Source organism: Streptomyces griseus subsp. griseus, from assembly GCF_000720255.1.
Lineage (GTDB): Bacteria > Actinomycetota > Actinomycetes > Streptomycetales > Streptomycetaceae > Streptomyces > Streptomyces griseus_I.
Window position 1 is genome coordinate 287,416 of the sequence record NZ_JOJE01000002.1, and the last position, 13,902, is coordinate 301,317.

Here is a 13,902-nt window from a genome sequence, read left to right on the forward strand (position 1 = left end):
TGTGGTGCGTCGGATACGTACGTCTATGAAGTGTGCCGCCCGGAGGCCCGGACGGCACAATCGATCAAGGGTTCGGCGCGGAAGCTCAGCGGGGGCCGAGGCTCCAGCGGGGTCCCTGGGGGCTGTCCTCGATGACAAGCCCGGACTGGTTGAGCTGGTCACGGATGGCGTCCGCGGTGCCCCAGTCCTTGCGGCCCCGGGCCGCCTCGCGCTGGTCGAGCACGAGCCGTACGAGACTGTCGACGACCCCGTGCAGGTCCTCGCCCCGGTCGGTCTCCCCGGCCCAGTGCGGGTCGAGGGGGTCCAGGCCGAGGACGCCGAGCATGGCCCGTACCTCCGCCAGCCGCGCCACGGCGGCTTCCTTGTCGTCGGCGGCCAGCGCGCTGTTGCCCTGCCGGACGGTGGTGTGCACGATGGCGAGGGCCTGGGGGACGCCCAGGTCGTCGTCCATCGCCTCGGCGAACGCCGGCGGCACCTCGGCGGAGGGCTCGACGGCTCCGCCGGCCTTCTCCACCACCCGCTGCACGAAGCCCTCGATCCGCGCGAACGCCGACTCCGCCTCGCGCAGGGCCTCCTCGCTGTACTCGATCATCGAGCGGTAGTGCGGGGTGCCGAGGTAGTAGCGCAGCACGATCGGGCGCCACTGCTTGACCATCTCCGACACGAGGACGGAGTTGCCGAGCGACTTCGACATCTTCTCGCCGCTCATGGTGACCCAGGCGTTGTGCACCCAGTACCGGGCGAACTCGTCGCCGTATGCCTTGGCCTGGGCGATCTCGTTCTCGTGGTGCGGGAAGATCAGGTCCAGGCCGCCGCCGTGGATGTCGAAGACGGTGCCCAGGTACTTGTGCGCCATCGCCGAGCACTCCAGGTGCCAGCCCGGACGGCCCCTGCCCCACGGGGTCTCCCAGCTCGGCTCGCCGGGCTTGGCCGCCTTCCACATGGCGAAGTCCCGCGGGTCCCGCTTGCCGGTCTCGCCGTCGCCGGAGGGCTGCAGGAGGTTGTCGAGTTCCTGGTTGGACAGGCGCAGGTACTCCGGGTAGGAGCGCACGTCGAAGTAGACGTTGCCGTCGGCCTCGTAGGCGTGCCCGCGCTCGATGAGCCCGCGCATCATCTCGATCATCTCCGGCACGTGCCCGGTCGCGCGCGGCTCGTACGTCGGGGGCAGGCAGCCCAGCGCCTGGTAGCCGTCGTTGAACGCGCGCTCGTTGTCGTAGCCGATGGCCCACCAGGGGCGGCCCTGGTCGGCCGACTTGGCGATGATCTTGTCGTCGATGTCGGTGACGTTGCGGATGAACGTGACGTCGAAGCCGCGGTACTCCAGCCAGCGGCGCATGATGTCGAAGTTCAGGCCCGAACGGATGTGGCCGATGTGCGGTGCCGCCTGCACGGTGGCGCCACAGAGGTAGATCGAGACGCAACCCGGGATGAGCGGGGTGAAGTCACGGATCTGCCGGGCGCTGGTGTCGTACAGGCGCATAGTCACCACTCCAGGGTAGTGGGCCGGTGGGAGTGCCTTGCGACTCTTCCGGCCAAGGGGGACGTTTTCGTGACCTGGGTGCGTCGGCCTCAGGGGTCCTTTCACTATGCCCGGGTGGGCATGGTGAAAGGACCCCTCAGTCCGTACGGACCACGAGTGCCGTCGCGACGGCCATCAGGCCCTCCCCGCGGCCGGGGAATCCGAGGCCGTCGGTGGTGGCGCCGGACACCGAGACGGGGGCGCCCGCGGCCTCGGAGAGGATCTTCTGGGCCTCGTCGCGGCGCTTGCCGATCTTGGGGCGGGGCCCGACGACCTGGACGGCGATGTTGCCGATGCGGAAGCCCGCCTCGCGGACGATACGGGCGGCCTCCGTGAGCAGGGTGACGCCGGAGGCGCCGGACCATTCGGGCCGTCCGGTGCCGAAGTGCTGCCCCAGGTCGCCGAGTCCGGCCGCCGAGAACAGCGCGTTGCAGGCGGCGTGGGCGACGACGTCGGCGTCGGAGTGTCCGGCCAGGCCGGGCCCCTCGCCCTCCCACTTCAGTCCCGCGCACCACAGTTCGCGGCCGTTCTCGAAGGCGTGGATGTCGGTGCCGATGCCCACCTGGGGCAGCGGGGGAAGCTCAGAAGCCATCGGTGAGCCTCCTGCGGGTGAGGACGGCCTCGGCGAGCACGAGGTCCAGGGGGCGGGTCACCTTGAAGGCCTCCTCGTGGCCGGGTACGACCATGCCCCGCAGCCCCAGCTGTTCGACCATGCTCGCGTCGTCGGTGACGTTGTCGGTGACCGTCCCGTGGGCGTGGACCAGCGTGGCGCGGTCGAAGCCCTGAGGTGTCTGCACGGCGCGCAGCCGGGCACGCTCGGGCGTGGCGACGACCGGTTCGGGGTCGCCCGCGACGGTCGCGGGCTCGACCTCCTTGACCGTGTCGGCCAGGGGCAGCGCGGGGACGACGGCCTGGGCGCCGTCGCGTACGGCCTCGATCACGGTGTCCACGGTGTCGACGGGGACGAGCGGGCGGGCCGCGTCGTGGACGAGGACGATGTCGTAGTCGGCCGGCAGCGCGTCCAGGCCGAACTTGACGGACTCCTGGCGGGTTTCGCCACCGGGGACGACCAGGAAGTCGGTGCGTTCGGGCAAGGCGTGCGCGTCGAGCAGGCTCCGGACTTCGGCGGCGCCGTCGGGCGGGGCCACGACGACCACGAGGGAGACGGCCCGGGATGCGGCCATCGCGCGGACCGCGTGCACCAGCATGGGTGTGCCGTTCAGCGCGCGAAGCGCTTTGGGGGCACCCGGGCCGAGCCGCACGCCCCGACCTGCGGCGGGAATCACGGCCGCGGTGCGGGCGGCCGTACGAGGTGTCGTACGGCCTGCGCCGCCGGTGCTCGTCGCGGCCGCCTGGCCGGTGCTCGTCGCGGCTGCTTGCGCGGGCGAGGGTCGCGAATCGTCAGACATCGGTTCCTGTCAGGTTTGTGTGCTCGGCCTAGTTGGGTATGGCCTGGGCGTACCCCGTGCTCGCAAGGCTCGGGGCAGTGCTGGGCGCGACGTTTCGACCGGACCCTTCCGTGACATCGGTCGAGTCGGCCGCCCGGGCCCGGAACGCCAAGTATCGGGGACTTCACCTCGGCGTACGGCATCTGAGCGCGAACATGCCGCAGCGCCCGGCGACAGCAATTGCGTCATCGGGCACCGCGGCATTTCGATGTGCTGAGAATGCTCGTCCTGAGAATGCTCAGCTGAGGCTGGCTTGCGCCGGCGTCAGGACGCGAGGACCTCGTCGAGCAGCGCCTCGGCCTTGTCCTCGTTGGTGTTCTCCGCGAGGGCGAGCTCGCTCACCAGGATCTGGCGGGCCTTGGCGAGCATGCGCTTCTCACCCGCGGACAGTCCGCGCTCGCGCTCACGACGCCACAGGTCACGCACGACTTCCGCGACCTTGATGACATCGCCGGAGGCGAGCTTCTCGAGATTTGCCTTGTAGCGACGGGACCAGTTCGTGGGCTCCTCGGCGTACGGCGCGCGCAGCACCTCGAAGACCCGGTCCAGCCCGTCCTGACCGACCACATCACGCACGCCGACGAACTCCGCATTGTCCGCTGGCACACGCACTGTCAGGTCACCCTGGGCGACCTTCAGCACCAAGTAGGTCTTGTCCACGCCTTTGATCTGGCGAGTTTCGATAGCCTCGATCAGCGCGGCCCCGTGATGGGGATAGACCACGGTGTCGCCAACCTTGAACGTCATGTGACAGGTACCCCTTCCGTGGCTATCCAGAGTAACACGGATACGGCGTCTACTGAATGGCGTTTTCGCAGGTCAGGGCATATCTCGGGGCTTGACAACAGCAACATGGACGTGCTGCGCACGGTGATCGGAACCAGGTATTCGCAGGTGGGAGGTGCTGTCCGCCGGAGGTGAAACGCGTACGTTACACGCATCCAGGAGCCCCTCCAGGCGGCCGAACATCCCCAAATGTCCGGTTCCAAGTGCTCGACTTCCGCTACTCCGTTCGGTGCGCGGAGTGGGATACGAGACGTAATCAAGAATTGATCACGATGAGCGATCGATGATGCAGTCGGGGAGCAGCCGGTGATCAATTCTTCAGATCGCGCATTCCTTCACGGAAGATTTGCGAACCGGGTCTTGGACAGGATCTCTGAGAATGTCGGCTGTCCGAGTGATCAAAGTGACTGGAGGGTCACTTGTGGCCTGTGACGCGGCCGAGGGGAGGGTCGGGTGCGGCGGCTGGAGGGCGGCTCGGTAACCTAAGTGGCGCTGACTGACCCTTAGGGCGGCCTCACAAGATGAAGCCGCCCGTGCGTTCAAGGAGTTGCCGCCGCCGTGAGCAGCAGCCTTCGACGCGGCGCCCTCGCCGCCTCCGCCATCGCGTTCTCGATCGCCTCGCTCGCCGCCTGCGGCGCCGGCAACAACCCCCAGACGCTGGAGATCAAGCCGGACAACGCGGCCACGAGCGTCGGCGACATCAAGATCCAGAACGCCGTCGTGATCACCCAGCCCACCCAGGAGGCGACCGGCCCCGTCGCGATCTCCGCGACCGTGTTCAACAGCGGCAGCACCGCGCAGACGCTGGACTCCATCACCGTGGAGGGCGCCGCCAAGCCCGTCGACATCAAGCCCGCCAAGGGCAACGGCAAGCTCAGCATCCCGGCCGGCGGCTCGGTCGTCATCGGCGGGAAGAACAACGCCGCCGCGGTGCTGTCCAGCAGCAGCGAGGCCATCCAGGACGGCAACGCCCAGAAGGTCACCTTCACCTTCAGCAAGACCGGTGACGTGAGCCTGCGCGCCTTCGTCGTGCCCTCCGACAGCTACTTCTCCGGCTGGGGCCCGACCGAGGTCCCGAGCGCCCCGGGCACCTCCCCGACCCCCTCGGGCCCGGCCGGCGGCGCCTCCGGCTCGCCGTCCTCCAGCGGCTCCCCCGCCGCGAGCGGCTCGCCGTCGTCGAGCGGCTCCCCGGCCGGCTCGAAGTCCCCGAACGCGTCGGCGTCGGAGTCGGCGGCGGGTCACTGACCGGCCGCACACACGCGAAAGGGCGGGACCTCCTCGGAGGCCCCGCCCTCACTCGTCCCGCGGACACGGTCCGCGTGGAGGCGCGGCCTACGGCTCGAACTTGTAGCCCAGGCCGCGGACCGTCACCAGGTACCGCGGCGCACCCGGGTCGGGCTCGATCTTCGCGCGCAGACGCTTGACGTGGACGTCGAGGGTCTTGGTGTCGCCCACGTAGTCGGCGCCCCAGACCCGGTCGATGAGCTGCATACGGGTCAGGACGCGGCCGGCGTTGCGCAGCAGCATCTCCAGGAGGTCGAACTCCTTCAGGGGCAGGTCGACCTTGGAGCCGGAGACGGTCACCACATGTCTGTCGACGTCCATGCGGACCGGGCCCGCCTCCAGGGCGGCCGGGGTGACCTCCTCGGGCTCGCCGCGGCGGCGCAGCACGGCGCGGATACGGGCGACCAGCTCCCGCGAGGAGAAGGGCTTGGTGACGTAGTCGTCGGCCCCTATCTCCAGGCCGACGACCTTGTCGATCTCACTGTCCTTGGCGGTCACCATGATCACCGGGACGTTGGAGCGGCCGCGCAGCTGGCGGCACACCTCCGTACCGGGCAGCCCCGGCAGCATCAGGTCGAGGAGGACGAGGTCGGCGCCGTTGCGCTCGAACTCGTCGAGTCCGTCGGGGCCCGTGGTCGCGACGGCGACCTCGAAGCCCTCCTTGCGGAGCATGTAGGACAGGGCGTCGGAGAAGGACTCCTCGTCCTCGACGACGAGCACACGGGTCACGGAAGGACCTCCGGGGCGGAAAGCGTTTCGTACGCGGTTGAGTCGGGGGGTGTGTCGTGGGAGCCGTGGGGCCGGGTGCGGGGCGCCGCGGCGGACCGCTCGGCCCCGGTGACCCCGAAGTCCCCGGTGTCCTCGTCGTAGTCGTCGAGGCCGGGATCCTGCTGGGCGCGGTCGCGGGCGGCGCCCGCCTCCGGTACCCGCAGGGTGAACGTGGAGCCCTGTCCCTCGGAGCTCCACACCGTGACCTCCCCGCCGTGCGAGGCGGCCACGTGCTTGACGATCGCCAGCCCGAGGCCCGTACCACCGGTGGCACGGGAGCGGGCCGGGTCGACGCGGTAGAAGCGCTCGAAGATGCGCTCCTTGTCCTTGTCGGAGATGCCGATGCCCTGGTCGGTGACGGCGATCTCGATCAGGTCGCCGCCGGGTGTGGGCACCCTGCGGGCGGCTATGCCGACACGGGTGCGGGCGGGCGAGTAGTTGACGGCGTTCTCGACGAGGTTGCCGAGGGCGGCGGCCAGCTGGCCCCGGTGACCCCATACCCGCAGCTCGGTGGCGCCGGCCGGGACGCCGTCGGCGGCCTCGGCTCCGGCCGGGGGCGCGGCGGAGGCGGGACCTCCGACCGAGGCGGCCATGGTGATCTGCTTGGTGCCCGCCGCGTGCCGGCAGCGGTCGATGGCCTCGGCGACCAGTTCGTCCACGCGCACGGGCTCGGCGTCCTCGAGCGGGTCGTCGTTCTGCACCCGGGAGAGGTCGATGAGCTCCTGCACGAGGCTGGTCAGCCGGGTCGCCTCGATCTGCATGCGTCCGGCGAAACGCTGCACGGCCTCCGGGTCGTCGGAGGCGTCCATGACGGCCTCGGACAGGAGGGAGAGCGCGCCTACGGGCGTCTTCAGTTCGTGGCTGACGTTGGCGACGAAGTCGCGGCGCACCGCCTCGATGCGCCGGGCCTCGGTGAGGTCCTCGACGAGCAGGAGGACCAGCCGGGAGCCGAGCGGCGCCACACGGGCGGAGACGGCGAGGGCCTCGCCGCGGCCGGTGCCGCGCCGCGCCAGGTCCAGCTCGACCTGGCGTATCTCACCGTCGCGCCGGGTGTCGCGGGCCATCTGGAGCATCGGCTCGACGGAGAGCTTGCCGCCGCGCACCAGCCCGAGGGCGTACGCGGCGGAGCTGGCCTTGACGACGGCGTCGGCCTCGTCCAGGACGACGGCCGAGGAGCGGAGCACGGACAGAACGGTGTCCACACCCGGCGGCAGTACGGGATCGGTGTGCAGGGAGGTACGCGTGGGACGAGCCTGTTCCCGCTCGCTGAAGCGGAACGCCAGCATGGCGATCACACCGGTGAGCACCCCGGCGATCGCTGCCGCTGCGGCGACCGCCGCGTTCACGTCCATGCCCCCAGGTTAGGCATGGCATGCGGCCCGGCCACAGCCATCCGCGTGCGAGCTCGAACACTCGTCGCCCAGAGTTCACCTTGGAGCCAGTGATGGTTCATTTGGGGTGGCGGAAACAGACGCGTAGGGGCCGGAACGTGGGAGCGTGGGGTTCGCACCGCCGGTCAACGCCGGAGCCCCGGCCCCCGGAACCCCCGAAGAACACGCACGAGAGGGAACCCTGATGCGGGACGCGTACCACGAGGAACTGGATTCGATCGGCGACGGTCTGGTGGAGATGGCCCGGCTGGTCGGGTCGGCCATCGGACGCGCCACGACGGCCATCCTCGACTCGGACCTCAAGCTGGCCGAGACAGTGATCGAGGGCGACAAGAAGGTCGACGACCTCCAGCACGACCTGGAGGCCCGGGCCATAGCGCTGCTGGCCCGGCAGCAGCCGGTGGCGACGGACCTGCGCATCGTCGTCACCTCGCTGCGCATGTCGGCGGACCTCGAGCGTTCGGGCGACCTGGCCCAGCACGTGGCGAAGCTGGCACGGCTGCGTTACCCCGAGCGTGCGATCCCCCACGACCTGCACGCGACCATCCTGGAGATGGGCCAGCTCGCGCAGCGCCTGATGGCGAAGGCGGCCGAGGTCATCATCACCAAGGACGTCGACCTGGCGCTCCAGCTGGAGACGGACGACGACGCGATGGACCTGCTGCACCGCACCCTCTTCCAGCACCTGATGGACGACCGCTGGAAGCACGGCATCGAGACGGCCGTCGACGTGACGCTGCTCGGCCGCTACTACGAGCGGTTCGCCGACCACGCGGTGGCGGTCGCGAAGCGTGTGGTGTTCCTGGTGACGGGCGAGCACGCGGACGAGCTGCAGACGGACGTGCAGCCGGAGATCCAGCCCGTGGCGGGGGCGGAGGGGGCGTAGGCGCTCGGTCCGGGGGTGAAGTGCGTTGGCGAGTCGCCTGTTCGGGGCGCGCGAGAGCCTCAGTGCGCCGTTGATGCGCCCAGTGCGGCGGGCATCCAATGGACACAGGCACCAGCCTCGGGGGCGGCCTCGGGGGTGCCGTCAGTCGAGGAGGGACCCATGGCCGAATCCCCCAACAGCACGCCCGACCCCGCACAGGACCGCCGGACCGAGCAGCCGTCCGAGGTCAGGGGACTGCCCCTGATCGCCGCGTGCGGCTGCGGCTCGGGCTGCGGATGCGGGTGCCAGTCGGGCAACCCGTGTCAGTGCGGGTGAGGTCCTGGCGGACAGCTCCCGCAGACGTACGAGGATCAGGGCCCCGGCGCGGAAACGCGCCGGGGCCCTTCCTGTCGCACCGCCGATGCCACGCGCGCAGGATGGAGTGAAGGACCAGGAACACAGGACAGGTGAGCGCATCGGCGGAAGGAGGTGCGACGTCATGCCGAAGTACATGGACGTCCACCACGGGATGAACGGCATCACGGCCGATCAGCTGCGCGAGGCCCACGAGGCCGACCTCGCCATAGAAGGGGAGGAGAACGTGCACTTCGAGGGGGCCTGGGCGGACCCCGACGCCGGAATCGTCTACTGCCTGTCCGACGCCCCCTCGCCCGACGCGGTCCAGCGCATCCACGAGCGCACGGGTCACCGGGCGGACGAGGTGCATCCGGTACCGCTGTCGGTGTGAGGGGCCCCATTACCTTCTCGATCGCCCGCTACGGGCGGGCGTACGGCCGGGTCATGATCTCCATGTTGTGCCCGTCGGGGTCGTCGAAGTAGGCGCCACGGCCGCCGAAGAGGCGGTTGACGCGGCCGGGGTCGGTGTGGCCGGGGTCGGCGTAATAGGTGACCCCGAGCGTCTCCAGCCGCGCGATCATCGCGTCGAACTCCGCTTCGGGGACGAGGAACGCGTAGTGCTGCGCCTGGATCGGCTCGTTCCGCTTCTCGTAGTAGTCGAGCGTCACGCCGTTGCCGAGGTCCACGGGCAGGAACGGCCCGAAAGGCGCGCCGACGGGCAGGCCGAGGATCGCCGCGATGAACTCGGCGGACAGGTGGCGGTCGCTCGCGTAGACGGCGGTGTGGTTCAACTGGACGGACTGAACTGCTGACATGGGGTTGTGGTGTCTCCGGGTCTGTGGGCTGGCGAGGGGATGCCGATGGCGTCGACGGGCTGAGTTCAGCTACGACGCGGAGAAGCCCGGCGGACCCCGCGCCCGCCCCGCGCTCACGCCAAGGCCGGGACCCTCACTCGCACTTGGCCTATCCAGGCCGACCCGGCAGTCACCTGACGGAGCGTAGTGACCTCCGCCCCCGCCGACAACACCGTACGGTCGGCTGATGCAGTGGATTGCCCTTCTCAGCACGGTGGTTGGCGCTGTCATCGCCCTGGGGTCCGCCATGCTGCTCGACCGGAAGCGCTGGCAGCGGGAACGTCTGGACCGGGAGATCCAGATGCGCCGCAGCCTGTACGGCGACTACTTGGCCTGCCTGTCCGAGGCTCGTCACACCTGCGGGAACGTCGCTCGGGACCCCGACATGGATCTCCCCACACGCCGCACGACCGCTCGCGAGGCGTTCGGACCGTGCATCGGTCTGCGCTACCAGATGACGATCACGGCGCCGGCCCGTGTGGTGGAGGCGTCCGAGAAGGCCTTTCGGCGCCTGCGGGACCTGCGGGACAGGGTGATGGAGGGCGTTCTGGCCACTGAGCCCGTGTATGTGGAGGGGCGCCTCGGCTACGACACCGCGCTCGCCGAGCTACGGGCCGGCATGCGGGAGGACCTGGCGGCCGGGTCGCTGTGACGGTCCGGCGCGGACGGGGGCGCCGGGACCGCCCGCGCCGACGGGGCCACTGTGACGCGGGACGGGGTCGCCGCGACCGCCCGCGCCGACGGGGCCGCTGTGACGCGGGACGGGGTCGCCGGGACCGCCCGCGCCGACGGGGCCGCTATGACCCGCCCGTCGCTCCCCCGCGCGCGGTTTCCGGCCACTGCGGAGTGACTGGACGCCGAGTACGACGAGACAGGCGGCTCCGGCCGGCTTGACGACCGTACGCCGTGGCGGAAGCCGCCAGGACGGCCGCCAGCCCGAGCACGGTGAGCATTCCCCATATGAGCAGCCTGGCCGGATCATCGCAGACAAGTGATCTGGACCACATGCTGTCACAGCGATCGGCCGCCCGGTGTCTTGAGAGCGAACCCCTGGAGACGGAGGAGACACCATGACTGAGAACACCACCGACGTGGTCGTGATCGGCGGCGGATACGCGGGCGTCATGGCGGCCAATCGCCTGACTCAGCGCGACGACGTCACCGTCACTCTGATCAACCCGCGCCCCACCTTCGTGGAGCGAATCCGTCTGCACCAGCTGGTGGGCGGCTCCCACGCGGCGGTCGCCGAGTACGGACACGTCCTGGGCGGGGCCGTCCGTCTGGTGGTCGACACCGTGACCCGGATCGACGCGGCCGAGCGCAGCGTGACCCTGGCCTCAGGCGGCACGGTCGGCTACGACTACCTGGTCTACGCCGTGGGCAGCGGGACCGCCGACCCACAGGTGCCGGGAGCGGCGGAGTTCGCCCATCCCATCGCCACCTTCGAGGAGGCGCAGCGGCTGCGGCCGGTCCTCGACGCCGCGTCCGTGTCGGCCGCGGTGACGGTGGTCGGAGCCGGTCCGGCCGGTATCGAGACCGCCGCCGAACTGGCGGAGGCGGGCCGCGCCGTGACCCTGGTCTGCGGCGGAGTGCTCGGACCCTACCTGCACCCTCGGGGCCACCGTACGGTTGCCCGGCGGCTGGCTCGGCTCGGTGTGACCGTGCTCGAAGGCCCCGGCACGAAGGTGACGGCCGTGACCCGCGATGCCGTGCGGCTCGGCGACGGCCGCGAGTTCTCGAGCGAGGTGACCATCTGGACCACCGGCTTCGGCGTGCCGGACCTGGCCGCGCGCAGCGGGCTGAGCACCGACGCGCTGGGCCGTCTGCTGACGGACGAGACGCTGACGAGCGTGGACGACGTGCGCATCCTCGCGGCCGGCGATTCCGCGGCGCCGTCGGGTCTGCCGTACCGGATGGGCTGCCAGTCCGCGGTTCAGCTGGGCCCGCAGGCCGCCGAGACGGTGCTCAGCCGGATCGCGGGCAAGCGGCCCGCGCCCGTCAGCGTGGGCTTCGCCGGCCAGTGCATCAGCCTGGGGCGCCGCGCCGGCGTCTTCCAGTTCGCCCACCGCGACGACACGGCGATCAGGTTCTACGTCGGCGGCCGCCCGGGCGCGAGGCTCAAGGAGTGGGTGTGCTGGGGCACGGTCTGGCAGTTGGCGTACGAGGCCCGCAAGCCGGGCGTACGCACCTGGTGGGCCAAGGAGCCCAAGCGCCGGCAGTTGCTCCGGGCTACGCGGCGCGGCGAGGCTCCGGCCACGGCCACTGCCCCCACTGCCCCCACTGCCCCCACTGCCCCCACTGCGGCAACGGCCGAACGGGCAGCGTAGAGACCCCTCGAGGATGGAAAGGACGGGAAGAGGATGAGGAGAGAGATGACCAACCACGCCACTGATCCGGCGACCGAGGCGTTCGTCGCCCACCGCAACCTGCTCTTCACCGTCGCCTACGAGATGCTCGGCTCGGCTGCCGACGCCGAGGACGTCCTTCAGGAGACCTGGCTGCGGTGGGTCAGGGCCGACCTGGAGCAGGTGCGCGACCAGCGGGCCTACCTGGTCCGGATCACGACCCGCCAGTCGCTGAACCGGTTGCGCACCATGACCCGCCGCAAGGAGGCGTACGTCGGCCCCTGGCTTCCCGAGCCGCTGCTCACCGCGCCGGACGTGGCCCAGGACGTCGAGCTCGCCGAGAGCGTCTCGATGGCGCTGATGCTCGTACTCGAGACACTCTCGCCGACGGAGCGCGCCGTCTTCGTACTGCGCGAGGTCTTCGACGTGGGGTACGAGGAGATCGCGGCCGCCGTCGACAAGAGTCCCGCCGCCGTCCGCCAGATCGCCCACCGCGCCCGCCGGCACGTCGAGGCCCGCCGCCCTCGCGAGGTGGTCTCGGCCGGCGAGACCCGGGCGGCCCTGGAGTCCTTCCGGCACGCGCTCGACACCGGGGACCTCCAGAGCTTCCTCGACGTACTCGCCCCGGAGGTCGTCCTGGTGAGCGACGGCGGCGGCATCAAGCAGGCCGCGGTACGCCCGGTCGTCGGCGCGGACAAGGTGGCCCGCTTCATCATCGGCGGCTCCGCCAAGCACAAGGTCCCGGTCACCAGCGACCTCACGATCGTCAACGGCCACCCGGCACTCGCCCTGCGCCTGAACGGCGAGCTCGACGGGATCATGGCGATCCGCCTCGAGAACGCCCGCATCACCGGCCTCTACTACGTCCGCAACCCCGAGAAGCTGACCCGCGTCGAGTCCGAGACCCCACTCACCCTGCGCTGATCAGCACGGTGACCGCCCACGATCGCCCCGACCCGTCCGGCAACATGCTCGACCGGTTCAGGACGGCTCGTGGGTCGTCCGCGATCCGCGGGACCTCAGCTGACTACTCGTGCTCCGAATCCGGCGCCGCGGCGCCGCCCGCGCTCGCCTCGGGCTTCGTGTAGAGGACCTCGCGGGCCTGCTCCGCGGCGCGGGCGATGCTCTCGCCGACGAAGTCGAGGAAGCGGGCGATGTTCTCGAGGCGGACGGCGGCCGGGGTGTCGGGGCCGAGGACGTTGACGCCCTGCCGTGCGGTCTCGGCGAGCTGGAAGTTGGACTGGGCGGCGGCGACCATGGACTGGAACCAGACGTCGTCGTTGACGGCGTAGCGCTCGCGGCGGCGTTCGTCGCGTTCCCTGCTGATGAGCCCCTGGGTATCGAGGAACGCGATCGCCTTGGAGATGGACGCCGGGCTGACCTGGAGGCGCTGGGCGAGTTCGGACGCGGTGTGGCTGCCCGCGTCGGTGGTGAACAGGCAGGTCAGCACCCGGGACATCATTTTGGGCACGCCCTGCTGCATGAGGAGGGCGGTGAAGGACTCCTCGTACTCGCGGACCGCCTCGGCGTCGCGTCCGTGGGCCTGCGGAGGCGTCTTGGAGTCCCGGGGCGCGGTCTGCCTGCGGCGGTGGGCACGGCGTTCGGTGGCGTGGTGGGCGAGGTCGGCGCGGTAGGTGGTGGGGCCGCCGTTGCGCATCACCTCGCGCGTGATCGTCGAGGTCGGGCGGTCGAGGCGCCTGGCGATCTCCGCGTAGGCCAGGCCGTCGGCCAGTCCCAGCGCGATCTGCTGACGTTCCTGCTGGGTGAGCCTGCCTCCCGGCATCGGGGTCTCCTTCGTGGTCCGTGGTGTGCTCAGCATAGCGTTCACTCGCCATCCATTGCAACGAATGAGATCCAGGTCGTTGCGTTGAATTCACACTCAGTGCAACGATTTCTCCGCTTCCACCTGCTGTTATCGCCATTACGTGCAACGAGTCTGTTGCTGCAATCATGAACGCAACGTAGCGTTTCCAACGTCAGAAACGACGACGAAGGAGCGCACGATGCAGAAGTTCGACACCCCCACCCAGGTCTCCGCCATCCTCGACCCAGGCCACCGGCGGCACGGTCACCCTGCGCACCCAGCACGGCCACATCACCCTCGGCGCCGCCCGCGGAATCTCCGCCCGCCTCGACGCCGGCACCAGCCACGGCCGCATCGACAACACCCTCACCAACACCGACGGCACCGACGCCGGCCTGCACATCCACGCCACCACCGCCTACGGCGACATCACCGCCCACAGCCTGTGACCGAACCCCGCCACCGAAGGAGACCCCGCATG

14 protein-coding genes are annotated in these 13,902 nt (G+C 70.4%); 6 read left to right on the forward strand and 8 right to left on the reverse strand.

Features of this window, described 5'->3' with window-relative positions; genetic code table 11:
• Nucleotides 1-85: 85 nt before the first annotated feature.
• The 4 genes from cysS to IG99_RS04960 form a co-directional block, all read right to left on the reverse strand.
• A complete protein-coding gene (cysS, locus tag IG99_RS04945) occupies nt 86-1,486 on the reverse strand; it encodes a cysteine--tRNA ligase (protein WP_037670261.1) in 1,401 nt (466 codons plus the stop codon).
• A 130-nt stretch (nt 1,487-1,616) separates the two neighbouring features.
• Complete coding sequence (ispF, locus tag IG99_RS04950; protein WP_037670144.1) at nt 1,617-2,111, reverse strand: 2-C-methyl-D-erythritol 2,4-cyclodiphosphate synthase; 495 nt, start codon at nt 2,109-2,111, stop codon at nt 1,617-1,619.
• Nucleotides 2,101-2,928, reverse strand: coding sequence for a 2-C-methyl-D-erythritol 4-phosphate cytidylyltransferase (ispD, locus tag IG99_RS04955; protein WP_078947532.1), 828 nt, complete (start codon nt 2,926-2,928; stop codon nt 2,101-2,103). The genes ispF and ispD overlap by 11 nt, the downstream gene beginning before the upstream one ends.
• 303 nt (nt 2,929-3,231) lie before the next feature.
• Nucleotides 3,232-3,714 (reverse strand): CarD family transcriptional regulator, encoded by a 483-nt coding sequence (locus tag IG99_RS04960; protein WP_003953493.1) that lies wholly within the window; start codon nt 3,712-3,714, stop codon nt 3,232-3,234.
• Between the two features lie 597 nt (nt 3,715-4,311).
• On the opposite strand from IG99_RS04960, the gene IG99_RS04965 reads away from it, so the two are divergent.
• Entirely contained in the window at nt 4,312-4,998 is a 687-nt protein-coding gene (locus IG99_RS04965; protein ID WP_037670148.1) for a hypothetical protein, read from the forward strand.
• Nucleotides 4,999-5,085: 87 nt separating this feature from the next.
• On the opposite strand, the gene IG99_RS04970 is transcribed toward IG99_RS04965, so the two are convergent.
• Together IG99_RS04970 and IG99_RS04975 are read right to left on the reverse strand one after the other, a co-directional pair.
• A complete protein-coding gene (locus IG99_RS04970) occupies nt 5,086-5,766 on the reverse strand; it encodes a two-component system response regulator PhoP (protein WP_015659563.1) in 681 nt (226 codons plus the stop codon).
• Nucleotides 5,763-7,157 (reverse strand): two-component system sensor histidine kinase PhoR, encoded by a 1,395-nt coding sequence (locus tag IG99_RS04975; protein ID WP_037670151.1) that lies wholly within the window; start codon nt 7,155-7,157, stop codon nt 5,763-5,765. Before IG99_RS04975 ends, IG99_RS04970 begins: the two co-directional genes overlap by 4 nt.
• 223 nt (nt 7,158-7,380) lie before the next feature.
• On the opposite strand from IG99_RS04975, the gene phoU reads away from it, so the two are divergent.
• Nucleotides 7,381-8,082 carry a phosphate signaling complex protein PhoU gene (gene phoU / locus IG99_RS04980; protein WP_037670152.1) on the forward strand — a complete coding sequence of 234 codons (702 nt, stop codon included), beginning with the start codon at nt 7,381-7,383 and terminating at the stop codon, nt 8,080-8,082.
• A gap of 478 nt (nt 8,083-8,560) precedes the next feature.
• Nucleotides 8,561-8,809 carry an SCO4226 family nickel-binding protein gene (locus tag IG99_RS04985; RefSeq protein ID WP_037670153.1) on the forward strand — a complete coding sequence of 83 codons (249 nt, stop codon included), beginning with the start codon at nt 8,561-8,563 and terminating at the stop codon, nt 8,807-8,809.
• 28 nt (nt 8,810-8,837) lie between these two features.
• Here IG99_RS04985 and IG99_RS04990 read toward each other — a convergent pair whose 3' ends face one another.
• Nucleotides 8,838-9,233 (reverse strand): VOC family protein, encoded by a 396-nt coding sequence (locus IG99_RS04990; protein WP_037670156.1) that lies wholly within the window; start codon nt 9,231-9,233, stop codon nt 8,838-8,840.
• Between the two features lie 226 nt (nt 9,234-9,459).
• Here IG99_RS04990 and IG99_RS04995 point away from each other — a divergent pair, with 226 nt between their 5' ends.
• The 3 genes from IG99_RS04995 (at nt 9,460) to IG99_RS05005 (ending at nt 12,541) form a co-directional block, all read left to right on the forward strand.
• The gene (locus IG99_RS04995) at nt 9,460-9,924 is read left to right on the forward strand and encodes a hypothetical protein (protein ID WP_037670158.1); all 465 of its coding nucleotides are present in this window, start codon (nt 9,460-9,462) and stop codon (nt 9,922-9,924) included.
• 418 nt (nt 9,925-10,342) lie between these two features.
• Entirely contained in the window at nt 10,343-11,599 is a 1,257-nt protein-coding gene (locus tag IG99_RS05000; RefSeq protein WP_037670159.1) for an NAD(P)/FAD-dependent oxidoreductase, read from the forward strand.
• Nucleotides 11,600-11,644: 45 nt separating this feature from the next.
• Nucleotides 11,645-12,541 carry an RNA polymerase sigma-70 factor gene (locus IG99_RS05005; protein ID WP_037670160.1) on the forward strand — a complete coding sequence of 299 codons (897 nt, stop codon included), beginning with the start codon at nt 11,645-11,647 and terminating at the stop codon, nt 12,539-12,541.
• 103 nt (nt 12,542-12,644) lie between these two features.
• Here the strand turns inward: IG99_RS05005 and IG99_RS05010 are convergent, their stop codons facing one another.
• Nucleotides 12,645-13,400, reverse strand: coding sequence for a helix-turn-helix domain-containing protein (locus IG99_RS05010; protein ID WP_037670161.1), 756 nt, complete (start codon nt 13,398-13,400; stop codon nt 12,645-12,647).
• Between the last annotated feature and the right edge of the window lie 502 nt (nt 13,401-13,902).